General features: G+C 70.6%; 10 protein-coding genes and 1 pseudogene. 5 read left to right on the top strand and 6 right to left on the bottom strand.

Annotation, left to right across the window (positions count from 1 at the left end; all coding sequences use genetic code 11):
* Positions 1-152: 152 nt before the first annotated feature.
* From ACZ38L_RS36330 to ACZ38L_RS36320, 3 genes are read right to left on the bottom strand one after another with little or no spacing between them, the layout of a single operon-like run.
* The gene (locus ACZ38L_RS36330; protein ID WP_465701786.1) at positions 153-443 is read right to left on the bottom strand and encodes an antibiotic biosynthesis monooxygenase family protein; all 291 of its coding nucleotides are present in this window, start codon (positions 441-443) and stop codon (positions 153-155) included.
* 30 nt (positions 444-473) lie between these two features.
* A complete protein-coding gene (locus ACZ38L_RS36325) occupies positions 474-2,027 on the bottom strand; it encodes a class I adenylate-forming enzyme family protein (RefSeq protein ID WP_465701784.1) in 1,554 nt (517 codons plus the stop codon).
* Positions 2,028-2,040: 13 nt separating this feature from the next.
* A complete protein-coding gene (locus ACZ38L_RS36320; RefSeq protein WP_465701783.1) occupies positions 2,041-2,460 on the bottom strand; it encodes a nuclear transport factor 2 family protein in 420 nt (139 codons plus the stop codon).
* 178 nt (positions 2,461-2,638) lie between these two features.
* Between ACZ38L_RS36320 and ACZ38L_RS36315 the strand changes: the two genes are divergently transcribed.
* The 4 genes from ACZ38L_RS36315 to ACZ38L_RS36300 are packed head-to-tail and all read left to right on the top strand — an operon-like array spanning position 2,639 to position 6,793.
* A complete protein-coding gene (locus ACZ38L_RS36315) occupies positions 2,639-3,427 on the top strand; it encodes an SDR family NAD(P)-dependent oxidoreductase (RefSeq protein ID WP_465701781.1) in 789 nt (262 codons plus the stop codon).
* Between the two features lie 52 nt (positions 3,428-3,479).
* Entirely contained in the window at positions 3,480-4,418 is a 939-nt protein-coding gene (locus ACZ38L_RS36310) for an aromatase/cyclase (protein WP_465701779.1), read from the top strand.
* Positions 4,411-6,036: an FAD-dependent oxidoreductase gene (locus ACZ38L_RS36305; RefSeq protein ID WP_465701777.1), complete on the top strand. Its 1,626-nt coding sequence runs from the start codon at positions 4,411-4,413 to the stop codon at positions 6,034-6,036. Before ACZ38L_RS36310 ends, ACZ38L_RS36305 begins: the two co-directional genes overlap by 8 nt.
* Positions 6,023-6,793 carry a cyclase family protein gene (locus tag ACZ38L_RS36300; protein WP_465701775.1) on the top strand — a complete coding sequence of 257 codons (771 nt, stop codon included), beginning with the start codon at positions 6,023-6,025 and terminating at the stop codon, positions 6,791-6,793. The genes ACZ38L_RS36305 and ACZ38L_RS36300 overlap by 14 nt, the downstream gene beginning before the upstream one ends.
* Positions 6,794-6,901: 108 nt before the next feature.
* Here the strand turns inward: ACZ38L_RS36300 and tet are convergent, their stop codons facing one another.
* Positions 6,902-8,884, bottom strand: a complete 1,983-nt coding sequence (tet, locus tag ACZ38L_RS36295) for a tetracycline resistance ribosomal protection protein (RefSeq protein ID WP_465701772.1) — start codon at positions 8,882-8,884, stop codon at positions 6,902-6,904.
* A 303-nt stretch (positions 8,885-9,187) separates the two neighbouring features.
* On the opposite strand from tet, the gene ACZ38L_RS36290 reads away from it, so the two are divergent.
* The gene (locus ACZ38L_RS36290) at positions 9,188-9,997 is read left to right on the top strand and encodes an AfsR/SARP family transcriptional regulator (RefSeq protein ID WP_465701770.1); all 810 of its coding nucleotides are present in this window, start codon (positions 9,188-9,190) and stop codon (positions 9,995-9,997) included.
* On the opposite strand, the gene ACZ38L_RS36285 is transcribed toward ACZ38L_RS36290, so the two are convergent.
* Together ACZ38L_RS36285 and ACZ38L_RS36280 are read right to left on the bottom strand one after the other, a co-directional pair.
* Positions 9,989-10,588, bottom strand: coding sequence for a LuxR C-terminal-related transcriptional regulator (locus ACZ38L_RS36285; RefSeq protein WP_465701768.1), 600 nt, complete (start codon positions 10,586-10,588; stop codon positions 9,989-9,991). The genes ACZ38L_RS36290 and ACZ38L_RS36285 overlap by 9 nt on opposite strands.
* 1,523 nt (positions 10,589-12,111) lie before the next feature.
* Positions 12,112-12,684: pseudogene (locus ACZ38L_RS36280) on the bottom strand (hypothetical protein); the annotation flags it as partial.

The raw sequence follows: 12,684 nt of genomic DNA, 5'->3' as shown, positions 1-12,684 counted from the left end.
GGGGGTGGGGTCCCCCTCGCCGGGCGGTTCGGCCAACCCCACCCCCGCGCCCCCCCCCCCCCCCCCCCCCCCGGCCGCGCTCAGCGCGAGTTCGCGCAGCCGGATCACTGGCTGCGGGATGATGTCGCCGGTTGTCGTCATCGTCCGCTCCCTCAGGCGCCGTGCTGGGCGACCAGGTCGAACGGCGCCGGCTCGGCCTGGGCGAGCCCCATCACCTTGCCGACCCGCGAGCGGAACTCCGGGGAGGCGGTCGCCGCCTTGTGCGCGGCCGCGTCGTCCCACTCGGCGGTCTCGACGTACACCCGGGCGTCGGCGGCCGAGCGGTACAGCCGGTGGGAACGGAAGCCCGGTTGGGCGCTCATGAAGGCGGTGATCTCCTTGACCAGGGACTCGAATTCGGTGGTGTCACCGGTGACGGTGAAGCGGTTGATGAACGTGAACACGTTGATTCTCCTTGGGTGTTGTGAGGTGGGTCAGAGCGAGCCGAGCAAGCGGTCGCGCAGCTCGCGCCGCTGGACCTTGCCGGTGGCGGAACGCGGGATGCCCTCCACCAGGTGCAGTTGCCGCAGGTGCTCGTAGTAGGGGAGTTGGGCGTTGGCGAACTCGGCCAGGGCGGCCGGGTCGACGCCCTCGCCACGCGGCACGACCAGTCCGACGGCGACCGCGCCACTCAGGTCGTCGGGCTGATCGAAGACCACGCAGTCGGTGACCGCCGGATGCCGCATCAGCACCCGCTCGATCTCGGTCGGCGACACCAGCCAGTTGTCGCACTTGAAGACGTCCTTGATCCGGTCGACGACGAACAGCCTGCCCGCCTCGTCGATCCGGCCGACGTCCCCGGTGCGGAACCAGCCGTCCGCGTCGACGGCGTCACCGTGTCCGTCGCCCAGGTAGCCCAGCATCAGCTGCGGCCCCCTGACCTGGATCTCGCCGCGCTCGCCCGCCGGCAGCACCGCGCCGGTCCGCACGTCGACGATCCGGCAGGCCGTCCCGGCCACCGGTGGGCCGCTGGAGCCGACGGTGGGTCCCTCCGGAAGGTCGAAGTGCGTCGAGGGCGATGTCTCGGCGAGACCGTAGCCCTGGACCACCGGGACGCCGAAGTGCTCCGACAGCGTCATCGTCGTGCGGGGCGGCAGCGCGGAACCCCCGGACAGCACCACCCGCAGCGACGGGATCCGCAGGCTCGGCAGGCGCTCGTCCTCGGCCAGCCGGGACAGCCGCACCGGGAGGCTGTACAGGTGCGTCGCCTGCCACGCGCCGGCCAGCCGCACCATCGCCTCCCGGTCCTCCGCCGGGCAGAGCAGGTGGGTCGCGCCGACCGCGAGCGCGGTGTTCAGGTGCATGAGGTGGAACGAGGGCAGGTTGTTGAGCGAGACCGAGTCCGCGTCCAGGCGGTGCGCGTGCGCCGACTGGGCGGCGTTCACCAGCAGGTTGCGGTGGCTCAGCCGCACCGTCTTGGGCGCGCCGGTGGTGCCGCTGGTGAACTGCAGGCAGGCGGTCTCCACGGCCTCGCCGGCCGGGACGACGGCTCGCGGCAGCTCGCCCAGGACAGGCGTGCCGTCGCCCGCCTCCGCGGTCACCACGAGCTGCCGCAGCTTCGGCAGCCGGTCGCGCAGCGCCGCGATCCGGCGGTGCATCGGGGGTGAGAGCACTGCCGCCCGCGCGCCACAGGAGTCGAGGACGTGCACCAGGGTGTCGTCCGGCACGAGCGGGTTGAACATTGCGCTGGTGTTCCCGGAGCGGGAGATGCCCAGGAAGGTGACGGCGAACTCGACGGTGAGCTCGGCGGCGATCGCGATCACCGTTCCGGGGCCGCCGAACGCGTCGCGCAGCGCCTCGGCGCACTCGGTCACCCGCTGGTCCAGGTCGGCGTAGTCGATCACCCGGCCGTCGGAGACCAGGGCCGGGTGGCGGGGTGTGCGCCGGGCCGCGCGCCGGAGCAGATCGTCGATCCGGGGACCGCCGATCAGCTCCGCCACGGTGTCCAGCGGGGCGCCGAAGGTCGTACTGTCCGCAGGGACGTTCACGTCGGGCCTCCTCTCAGGCGGCGGGCAGGTCGTCCCGGTACACCTGGCGGTGCCGGACCTTCAGCTCGCCGGCCACCCGCACCAGGCGGTCCTCGCAGCTGGTGCTCAGGTGCACCGCGGCCGAACCGCCCTTGGGGGTGGCGATGATCAGGGCGTATGTCCTGGCCAGCACGCTCCCGTCCGGCTGCTCGGCGAGCTCCAGCATCCCGAGCCAGTGCCGGTGCCGGACCCCGGCGGCGGCCAGGCGCGCGGCGGCCTCGCCGGCGCCGCGCTCGATGGCGGCCCGGCCCTCCTGCGGGTGCGGTCGGGCGTTGGCCGCGAACACGCCGTCCTCGGTGAAGGTCGCGGCCCACTCGGTGACCGCGCCCTCGTCCAGGTAGCGCATCTGCCGGCCGTAGAAGTGTTGGACCTCCTCGTAGAGCGATCCGGTCATGCTTCGGGCCTCCTCGGGGCGTCGGGGGTTGGGTACGGCGACGCTCCCACCCCCGTTTCGAATCCCGTTGGAGTGGTGGCTCGCCCGCTCGAACCGGAGTCGAAGCTGGCCGGGCAGGGTCGGCTCAGGGCCCGGAACGAGCCCGTAACCCGGAGCGGAGACAGGAGAGCGAACAGCGATGAGCACCGAGACAACCGGCACGGTCGCCCTGGTGACAGGAGCGACCAGCGGGATCGGACTGGCCAGCACCGTCCGGTTGGCGGGGCGCGGGCTAAGCGTCTTCATCTGCGCCCGTACCCCGCAGGCCGTCGCCGAGACGGTCACCCGGCTGCGCGGCGAAGGCCTGGAGGTGGACGGCGTCGCGGCCGATGTCCGCTCCCAGGAGGACGTGGCGAAGGCGGTGCAGGCCGCGGTGGACCGCTTCGGCCCGATCGGCGTGCTGGTCAACAACGCCGGACGCAGCGGCGGTGGCGTCACCTCGACCATCACCGACGAGCTCTGGCACGACGTGATCGAGACCAACCTCACCAGCGTCTTCCGCGTCACCCGCGAGGTCCTCACCACCGGCGGCATGGAGGCGGCCGGCCACGGGCGGATCATCACCGTCGCCTCCACCGGCGGCAAACAGGGTGTCCCGCTCGGGGCGCCGTACTCGGCCTCGAAGGCCGGCGTCATCGGCTTCACCAAGGCGCTCGCCAAGGAGCTCGCCGCCACGGGCACCACGGTCAACGCGGTCTGCCCCGGCTATGTCGAGACCCCGATGGCGGTCCGGGTCCGCCAGGCGTACGCCACCACCTGGCAGACCACCGAGGAGGACGTGCGCGCGAGGTTCGAGCAGAAGATCCCGCTCGGCCGCTACTCCACCGCCGAGGAGGTGGCGGGCATGGTCGAGTACCTGACCACGCCCGCCGCCGCTTCCATCACCGCGCAGGCGATCAACGTCTGCGGCGGCCTCGGCATCTACTGAGCAACACCTCCGACCAATGTCAACCTCCTTGAGGGAAGGGCCGGTCCGACGAATGACCCGAACCCAGCACACCAGCCACGAGATCGACGTGGCCGCCCCCGCCGACGTCGTCTACGCCGTCATCGCCGACGCCGAGGCCTGGCCGCGGCGCTTCGCGCCGACGCTCCACGTGGAACGCGCGGAGCTGGCGCCCGGCGCCGAGCGCCTGCGGATCTGGGCTCGCGCCAACGGCGAGGTGAAGCACTGGACGTCACGCCGGGACCTGGACGCCGGCCTGCGCCGGATCCGGTTCCGGCAGGAGGTCTCCTCGCCCCCCGTCGCCTCGATGGCGGGGGAGTGGCGGGTGACCGAGCGCCCCGGCGGCGCCACCCTCACCCTCACCCATGAGTTCACCGCCGTCGACGACGACCCGAAGGGCATCGAGTGGATCACTGAGGCCACCGACCGCAACAGTCGCACCGAACTCGGCAACATCAAGGACCTCGCCGAGCGGTGGTCCCAACTAGCCGACCTGGAATTCGAGTTCGAGGACTCGGTGCTGGTCGCCGCTCCGCTGGAGACGGTCCACGACTTCCTCCACGACGCCGCCTCCTGGCCGGCCCGACTGCCCCACGTCGCCCGGCTCGACCTGCGCGAGGAGGCCGGCGGCATCCAGCACATGGCGATGGACACCCGCACCGCCGACGGCTCCGAGCACACCACCGAGTCCGTCCGGATCTGTTTCCCCGGGGCCGACATCGCCTACAAGCAACTGCGCACCCCGTCGATGATGGCCGCCCACACCGGCCGCTGGTCCTTCGAACAGACCGAGCACGGCGTCCGGGTGAGTTCCTGGCACGCTGTCGTGCTCAATCCGGAAGCCGTCCCCGCCGTCCTCGGCCCGGACGCCACCACGGCCACCGCCCGCCGGTTCATCCGCGAGGCGGCCGGCGGCAACAGCCGCGCGACCCTGGGGCTCGCCAAGCGGTTCGCCGAGGAACGCCATGACTGATCCCGCCCCGGCTGTCCTCGTCGCCGGCGCCGGCCCGGTCGGGCTCACCGCGGCGCACGAACTCGCCCGGCGCGGCGTGCGGGTCCGCCTGATCGACGCCGCCGCCGGTCCGGCGACCAGCAGCCGGGCATTGGCGGTGCACGCCCGGACCATGGAGTTGCTCGACCAGCTGGGGGCGCTCGACCAGCTGCTGCCGCTGGGCCGGCGGGTCACCCACTTCACCATGCACCGGCGGGGCCGCACCCTGATCCGCTTCGACACCAACTACCGGGAAATGCCCACCCGTTACCCGTTCAGTCTCATGGTGGACCAAGTGGTCACCGAGCGGGTGCTGCGCGAGTGCGCCGCCGGGCAGGGCGTCGACGTCGAGTGGGGCGTCGAGCTGATCGGCCTGCGCCCCGAGGCCGACGCCGTCCAGGCCACCCTGCGCCACCCCGACGGGCGGACCGAGCAGACCCTGGCGCCCTGGCTGATCGGTGCCGACGGCGGCCACAGCACCGTCCGACGGCAGCTCGGCATGCGCCTGATCGGCGACTCCACCCAGACCTGGCTCAACGCCGACGTGACGCTCGACGCCGACCTGTCGCCGGACAGCAACCATCTGCTGCACACCGACCCGGGTACCCTGCTGCTAGTCCCGTTCCCCGAACCGGGCAAGTGGCGCGTGGTGGACACCGCGGACGTCCACGGCGCGGACGACCCCGAGCTGATCCGGCGCCGGCTGGCCGGCAAGATCGGCCGGACACTCGGTCGGCAGGTCGAAGTCGGCACGCCCAGCTGGCTCTCGGCCTTCACCGTGCAGCAGCGCCAGATCACCCGGATGCGCTCGGGCCGCTGCTTCCTCGCCGGTGACGCCGCCCACGTGCACAGCCCGGCCTCCGGGCAGGGCATGAACAGCGGCATCCAGGACGCCTGCAACCTCGCCTGGAAGCTCGCCGACGTGATCCGCGGCCACGCCGGGCCCGGACTGCTCGACAGCTACGACGCCGAGCGCGTCCCGACCGGAGCCGTCCTGCTCCGCTCCACCCGGACCGCCACCGCGCTGGTCTCGCTGCGCACCGCCCTGGCCCCGACCCTGCTCACCGTGGGCACCGCCGCACTGCGCCGGATATCACCGCTGAAGCGCAAGGTCGAAGGCCGGATGATCCGCGGCTTCTGCGGGCTCGGCCTGGCCTACCCGGACAGCCCGCTCACCCGCGCGGCCACGCCACCCGGTAGCGGGATCAGGCCCGGCGACCGGGTCGGCTGCGATGCCCGCTCGGTGAGCGCGCACCCCGGCTGGTCCGCACTCCGCGACGAACTCGCCGACCCGCGCTGGACGTTGATCGCCACCCCACCTGCCGCCGACCGGTCCGGGCACCGCGAGGCGCTGGCCCGGATGGAGCGGCTGTTCGGCGCGGCGGTGTCCGTCAGGGCGGTCGGCGACGCGGACGGGTCGGGCGACTTGCCCGACCCCGACGGCGCGCTGCGCTCTGGACTGGGCCTGGCGCCCGGGGACTTCCTGCTGATCAGGCCGGACGGGTACGTTGCCGCGCGCGACCGCGGACCGGACCGATACCTCGCCGTCCTCGAGGACTGCACCCTGCTGCCGGAAGGGGTCACCCATGCGCGTCATTGACCTGTCCTCGGCGATCGACGCCGGCGCCTGGGAAGTGGACGGCATCAAGCACGAGGTGCTGACACCGGCCGAAGGCGCGCGGCACATGGCCGAGGGCATGCTCCGCAACCACGGCATCGCCTTCGACATCGCCGACCTGCCCGACGGCGAATTGCTCTCGCTGGACACCCTGACCCTGACCACCCACACCGGCACGCACGTCGACGCGCCGTCGCACTACGGCAGCAAGGCCGCGTACGGCGTGCCACGCCACATCCACGAGTTGCCGCTGGAATGGTTCATCGGCCCGGGGGTCGTCCTCGACCTGACCGACGGCGGGGTCGGGACGATCGGTGCGGAGCGGCTGCGGAGGGCCTTCGCCGACATCGGTCACACCCCGAGTGCCGGGGAGATCGTCCTGCTGCACACCGGTGCCGACCGACTCGCCGGAACCCCGGAGTATTTCACCCACTTCGCCGGCCTCGACGGTGAGGCGACGAACTTGCTGCTCGACCTCGGGGTGCGGCTCATCGGGACGGACGCCTTCGGTCTCGACGCGCCTTTCCCGCACATGCTCTCCGAGTTCCGGCACACCGGAGACCATTCCGTGCTGTGGCCCGCGCATTTCGCTGGACGACAGCGGGAGTACTGCCAGATCGAGCGGCTGGCCAATCTGGGCGCACTGCCCGCGCCGACCGGATTCACGGTGCAGGCCTTTCCGGTCAAAGTCGTCGGTGCGGGCGCGGGTTGGACGCGAGCGGTGGCACTGCTCGATTGACCCCACGATGACCGTTCGTGGTCCAGTTCCCCGAACGGCACCGACGGAACACTGGGTCCCGATCGCCAAGTGGTGATCGGGACCCAGTGGTTCGTGTCCGGCGAATGGTCAGATCCTGCCGAACGCCCGCAGCATGTACTCCTTGCGGTCCAGCGGGTTGGTGTCCGTCCGCCGCCGGCTCGGGGCCGGGCCGGTGGCCGGCCGGTAGCTGTGGAACCGGGTGAGCAGGGTACCCTCGCCCTGGCTCAGCCCGGGCAGCCGCTGCTCGAACTCCTGTACCGTGCGGGCCGGAATGGTGCCTTCCACCAGGCAGGTACTGCCCTGTCCCCGGGTCGACTCCGGGGTGGCGCCACACTCGACCAGGTTCAGCAGGGCGGCGCTGGCGTTCTCGGCCGGCACCTCCAGTTCGAACCGGTTGACCGGCTCGAACACCTGCGTCCCGGCCTGCTTGAGCGCGTTCATCAGCACCAGCGGGGTGAGCTTGCGGAAGTCACCCGCCGCGCTGACCGGGCTGGCGAACCCGGAGTGGGTCAGCGTCACCAGGATGTCCAGCACCTCCCAGCCGTTCAGCCCCTGCTGCAGGGTGGCGCGCACGGCCTCCTCGATGGCCTTGTGGAACGCGTGCGGCAGCGAGCCGAGCTCCACCGAGCGGCGGAAGACAACCCCCGAGCCCGGCGCTCCGGGCTCGACCCGCAGTCCGACCGTGGCCCAGAAGAAGGTCTTGCTCCGGTAATCGATCTCCTCCACCGACTCGCCGACTCCGACCGGGCGCTCGACGCAGATGATCCGGGTGCCCTCGAACACCACGTCCAGCTTGTAGTCGTCGGCGAGCGTTGCCGCGATGACCTCCTTCTGCACCTCGCCGTAGAGCGAGACCGAGATCTCCTGCTCCTCGTCGTCCTTGCGGACGTTGATGAACGGGTCCTGATCGGCCAGTTGCAGGAGCGCGTCGTAGAGTTCGGGCATCGCCCCGGACCTGGCCGGCCGGATCACGGTCTCCAGGCTCGGCGGCGCGAAGAGGTGCTCTCCGTCCAGCCCGTCCCCGGAGCCGAGCCGGTCGCCGATCCGGATGCCCTTGAGCCCCCAGACCTTGGCGATGTCACCCGCGCGGGCCTGCGCCTCCACCACCGCGGAACCCCGGTCGAACACCTCGACCACGGTGGTGCGGCCGGGTAGTTCGACGACGCCGCCGTGCTGGTCACGCCGGAAGACGGACACTTTCGACCGGGGCCCGAGCGCCCCCGTCCGCAGTCGTACGAAGGCGACCTTCTCACCCGCCCAGCCACGCTCGATCTTGAACACCGTGCCGCTGAGTGTGTCATCGGAGTGGCCCTTATTGACCGGAAACAGCCTGGTGATTCCGTCCACCAGATTGGTGATGCCGACGCCGGCCACGGCCGAGCCGAAGAACACCGGGTAGAGCTGTGCCTGGTGGGTCTGCCGGGCGAGCTCGTCGGTGTAGTCGCGCTCGGTCAGCGCTGCCTCGTCGTCGAGGTAACGTGCCAGGAACTCGTCCCCGTGCTCGGCCAGGACGTCGGCCAACTCGGCCGCGAAATCCGGGTCGTCGGGTCCGATGGTCCGGGCGATGGCGTGCGCCTGTGGCGTACCGAGCCCGTCCACCCTGGTCATCGGCACGATGGCAGGGGTGAGTTCGGTGCGGATCGACTCCAGCAGGTCGTCGCAGCGGGCGCCCATGCGGTCGATCTTGTTGACGAAGAGGATCACCGGCATGCGCATCTTGACCAGGGTGCGCATCAGCAGGCGGGTCTGTGCCTGCACTCCCTCGACGGCGGAGACGACGAGTACCACGCCGTCGAGCACGCTGAGGGCCCGCTCCACCTCCGAGATGAAGTCCGGGTGGCCGGGGGTGTCGATGAGGTTGACCTTCACGTCGCCAACGGTGAAGGACACCACCGCGGACCGGATGGTGATGCCGCGCTGGCGTTCGAGTTCGTGCGAGTCGGTCTGGGTGTCACCGCGGTCGACGCTGCCGATGCGGTCGATGACGCCGGCGGTGTACAGCAGCCGCTCGGTCAGGCTGGTCTTACCGGCGTCGACATGGGCCAGGATTCCGATGTTCACGCTTTCCAAGACGTGTTTCCCCTAGATGGTGGGCCTTCGTGTGGATGACCGGAGCAACACGGATCTTTCGGGGCACGTCAATCTCCTTCGCGTGCTTGCAGATGTGGCCCAACCGGTCGCAGTGTAACAGAACTTGACTGAGCGCCAGCCGATCGGCGGGGGTCGATCGGCGGGGAGTGTCTCCCTCGGGGTAGTCCGACGGGTCGCTTTGGAAATAGACCCGCTGCCACCTTGTACGGGTTCCTCTTGAGGCCTTGATCGAAGTCTGGATATACCTGGTTCGAGAAATTGTCCGGCGAAATCGGAGGCGTCATGAGGTTCAACGTGCTGGGCCCGCTGGAAGTCCTCGACGCGGGAAAGCCGTGCACGCCGAGCGCGCTCAAGGTGAGGTGGACCCTGGCCATCCTGCTGATGAACGCGAATAGGGTCGTCGACCTCGGCGTCATCATCGAGGAGATCTGGGGCGACAGCCCGCCGCGGACGGCGGTCACCACCGCCCAGACCTACATCTACCAACTGCGCAAGCTCCGTCGCCCGCAGGGCCGCGACGTCATACTCACCAAGGCGCCGGGCTACGTGATGCTGCTGAGTGAGGATGAGCTCGACACCCAGGAGTTCGAGCGTCTGCACGGGGAAGGGGCCCGCCTGCTGGCCGACGGCTATCCCGAGGCGGCGGCGGACCGGCTGCGGCAGGCGCTGGGCCTGTGGCGGGGCGCCGCACTGGCGGACATCCCCGTGGGCGGCGCGCTCGCCGGCCACGTGGCCGTCCTTGAGGAGATGCGCCTGCGCGCCCTGGAGCATCGCATCCTGGCCGACCAGCAGCTCGGTCGGCACGGCGAACTGGTGCCGGAACTGGTCGCACTGACGCATCACCACCCGTTCAAGGAGTGGTTCTACGAACAGCTCATGATCGTCCTGGATGCCACCGGGCGCCGCAGCGAGGCGTTGCAGGTCTACCGCTCGCTCTACCGCAAGCTCGATGAGGACCTCGGCATCGCCCCCTCACGGCGGCTGTGGGAGCTGCACGGCGCGCTGCTCAGTGCGGACGCACCGCCCCGGCAGCCGGTCCGCGCGGCTGCCGTGCGGGCGGTCACGCACGGCCGGGTGGCCCGCTCAGCCTAGCGGCACCAGCATGGCCACGGCCCGGGCCTTGTTGACGGCGTCGATCCGGGAGACCGCGTTGAGCTTGACGAAGATGTTCCGCAGATGGCGCTTGACGGTGCCGGGAGAGATGCTGAGCCGGCTGGCGATGGCGGAGTTGCTCAGCCCGTTCGCCACGAGCCCCATGATCTCCCGCTCCCGGGAGGACAGTTGGCTGCCGCGCGGGCCGGAGATCCAGCCGATGCCGGAGCGCGAGGCCATGATGTACACCCGCTCCCGGTCCGCGGTCAGCCCCCGGACCACCGACACCAGGCAGTCGCTGGCGGCGGCCTCGGACAGATAGGCGCTCACCCCGGAACTGAGGTACATCTCGACCTCGCCCGGCCGCTCGTGCTTGCTCAGCACGACCACCCGACAGGAGACGCCCCGGTCGTGTAGCCGCCCGAGAGCACGCTCGGTGTCGGCGACCGACTCGCCCGCCCCGTACACCACCACATCGACGCAGTGCCGCGACAGGACATCCAGTGCCGCGTCAACGTCGCCCACGGCGGCGTGGACGGCCAGGTCGCTCTCCGCGGACAGGAGGGCCTGGAGTCCTGTGCGCAGCAGCACGTTTCCTTCGACGACGAGAACCGATGGAGGATTCTTGGCGAGAGACACGATCAACCCCATTGCTGACAGATGCAGATTTCCCGGTGGATGGAGCGAGCCCGTTCCACCGCATACAGCGGCGTGGTGGACACTCGTGGCCGGAGGTCGGTCGACGGAATCCGGCGTATTCGAATGACCGGCGGCCGAATGAGCGGCGGTGGAACCATCGGTGGAAGGTGCGATCGGTATCCGGTCGACGGTGCAATGAGTTGCGGCCGAATTCCGGGTGGGTTCGAAGGTTGTTCGGGGCGGTGTCCGGCGGCGCCGATTCGGCCCCTTTCACCCGGCGGGCGTGGCGAATCGGCGAGCAGCCGCACGGCTCGTCCGGGCGCCCGGTGACAACCTGCGATGGCTCGGCGAGACAGGTGTGGTGCCCTCGGGGAGGCGAAGGCCACGATTCTCATCTGCACTGCTGTGCGGCCACTGACATGTCGGGCTGCGGTGACACGGGTTGGCGCGACCGCGTCACGGGGCGGGCAGGTGGCCTTCGGGTGGCCGGGGAAAACAGCCATTCATCGTCCTCCGGTCATGCGGGTCGGCAGATGTTCCGGTCAGGTAATCGGCGCTGTTGTCAGTGACCGCTGGGCCGCCTGACCGCACGGCGCGTTCCAGGTTCACGACCCGACCGTCCGGGGATGCGGTCGGTCAATGAGGTCCGCGGTGGTGGTAGTAGTGCCGATTCGGCAGTCGCGATCTGTCCCAAGGAGAACCTAGCGGACCCTCAAGGGCAGCTCAAGGGCGCTTTTCCGCCGCCCGGCCGAGAGTCAGATCACGGGATGGTTTCACTCTCTGCATACGGAGCTGGGGGCAGCCGAAGAATGGGCTCTCCGGCTTGATGTCAGGGACATTGCCTCAGGGGCATTGCGCGATCGAGAAGTGTCCGGTTCTGTCAGGTGAGGCCGAGGGTCCGTAGTGGCCGCCGGTGGTCGCGGCCGGTGTGCCGGAGGGGGCCGCGAGGTTGGTCCCGCCGTCCTGGCGGAGGAAGCCGGACGTTTGTCGGGTGGTCAGCTTGCTCGGTGGTACTCCTTGACGAGGCCGGTGGCGGCTTGTCGGCGTTCGGTTCGGGCGGCTGGTAGGGGTGACGTTCGAGTCGTCGAGTGGTGCGAGCTGCTGGCGGCCCTGGTGGGGCAGGTGGCTGTTGAAGCGACGGGCGTAGTTATGGACGTCGGACTCGTCGGCCCCCCAGCAGTCCTCGGCGATCTCGCCGCACCAGGCTGGGCGCTCGGGTGGGGGCCCAGTAGCGCTCCAGCTCGGCCGGTGTGGTGTCCATCGGCCGGTCGATGGTCAGATATCCGTTCACCGGGCCGGGGCCGTACAGGCCGAGGAACGCCCTGAAGTCGGCCGGCAGCCGGAAACCGGGGTACCGCTCGCTGGCATCCCGGATCGCGGGCCTGGCCCAACCCCGGTACCAGGGCTCCCCGAGCTGCGCGCGTAGCTGTTCCAGCGAGGTCTGGCTCTCCGAGCGGGGCGGAAGGTTGCCGCAGTCAGCACTGCCACGGGAACACGGCCTGTGCGCAGGGCTCGCATGCGAAGGCGTAGGCCGCGTCGCGGCCGCCGAAGTTCACCGCGGTGGCGTGGTCCCGTCCTTCCTCGAGCTGGACGACGAGCCCCATCTCCCGTGCACAGGTCGGGCAGGCAGGGGTGTCGTCGTTCTGCAGCCACGCGGGCTGCCCGCCCAACTGGCCGAGGACGTCAAGAGGAGTCCGGCCCGGATGCTTCACCCACTCCTCGCAGCCCTGGCCGTAGTCCGCTGTCGTGGACGGAGTCTCGTGCGCAACGGCGCTCCCCGCGCCGAGCAGGACCGGCTCCTGGCCGGCGCCCTCGTCCAGCGGGGGTACCGGGATCGGCTGGAGTGCGGCTGCGGGGGCAGCAGCGCGCGGTTGCCGCCCGCCCGTGGATCCCACTCCTCGCACATGCCCGGGTCGTTCCGGCACGTGAACAGGGCGAGCACGTCCCGCCCGTCGGCGGCGTCGGAAGGTGACTCGGTCGAGCGCGGTGCCCTGCTCCGACCAGGTGGCGAAGCCGACCGCGGTGAACCGGGCCAGCGGCGAGGTGCG

This window comes from Kitasatospora sp. NPDC024654 (assembly GCF_055559155.1).
Note: the sequence above shows the minus strand (reverse complement) of the source record. Positions and strands in the feature narration are given on the sequence as shown.